This window comes from Acutalibacter sp. 1XD8-33 (assembly GCF_003612555.1).
In the GTDB taxonomy this organism is placed as follows: domain Bacteria; phylum Bacillota; class Clostridia; order Oscillospirales; family Acutalibacteraceae; genus Acutalibacter.
This window is the reverse complement of sequence record NZ_RAZF01000090.1, coordinates 1-1,099: the sequence shown is the minus strand read 5'-3', so window position 1 is coordinate 1,099 and position 1,099 is coordinate 1. Positions and strand designations below refer to the sequence as shown.

Annotated in this window: 1 protein-coding gene and 1 pseudogene; both read left to right on the top strand. The window is 48.0% G+C overall.

The window, feature by feature from the left end:
• Nucleotides 1-908: HNH endonuclease (locus tag D7X94_RS17950; RefSeq protein WP_330558258.1), on the top strand; the 908-nt coding region annotated here is incomplete at its 5' end.
• A 93-nt stretch (nt 909-1,001) separates the two neighbouring features.
• Nucleotides 1,002-1,099: pseudogene (locus D7X94_RS20000) on the top strand (VirB6/TrbL-like conjugal transfer protein, CD1112 family); the annotation flags it as partial.

The window sequence follows — 1,099 nt, the reverse complement described above, 5'->3', positions numbered from 1 at the left end:
TCCGGTATGCGGATGATTTCCTGATAGGGGTTATCGGCAGTAAAGAGGACGCAGAACAGGTAAAACAAGAAGTAGGCTGTTTTATCTGGGAAAAACTTCATCTGGAAATGTCCGGAGAAAAGACGCTGATTACCCACGGACATGATTTTGCAAAGTTTCTGGGATACGAGGTCACAATCGCCAAAGGCGCATATAACAAAAAGACCAAAACGGGAGCTACCAGACGAGTAAACAACGGAAAAGTCCTGCTTTATGTTCCCCATGACAAATGGGTTAAACGCCTGCTCTCCTACAATGCCCTCAAAATTAAATACAACAAACAGAACGGAAACAAAGAGGTTTGGGAACCCGTCCGGCGTACCCGCCTGTTGCACTTGGACGACTTGGAAATCCTAAACCAGTACAACGCAGAAATCCGTGGATTGTACAACTACTACCGGCTCGCAAACAACGTGACCGTACTCAACAACTTCTACTATGTAATGAGATACAGTATGCTCAAAACTTTCGCCGGAAAGTATCGGACACGAATTAGCAGAATTATTCGCAAGTACCGCCAAGGGAAAGACTTTGTTGTGGAGTACCCGAAGAAAAATGGCAAAGTTGGTAAAGTGCTGTTCTACAACAACGGTTTTTGCCGGAATACCAAAGTGGAAAGCGGCAATCCCGATATAGTAGCAAGAGTAGTCGAGAACTATGGGCGCAACAGCTTGATGAAAAGATTGCAGGCGAATAAATGCGAGTGGTGCGGCGCAGAGAATGTACCGCTTGAGATACACCATGTACGAAAACTCAAAGATTTGAGTGGCAGGAAACAATGGGAAATCGCCATGATTGGGCGCAGGCGCAAGACAATGGCACTCTGCATTGACTGTCACGATAAGTTACACGCCGGGAAATTAGACTGACATCTGGAGAGCCGGATACATCGAGAGGTGTAAGTCCGGTTCGGAGGGGAGTTCTCGGAAACCTGCCATAGTGATATGGTAAGGCGTCGGGTTCTTACCCTACTGCTGACCAGCCTTGCGCCCATCCCCGTGGCGACCCTCTCCAACCGGGAGGTGGGCGGCATGGGCCAGAACTATCTCAAATCCCTGTT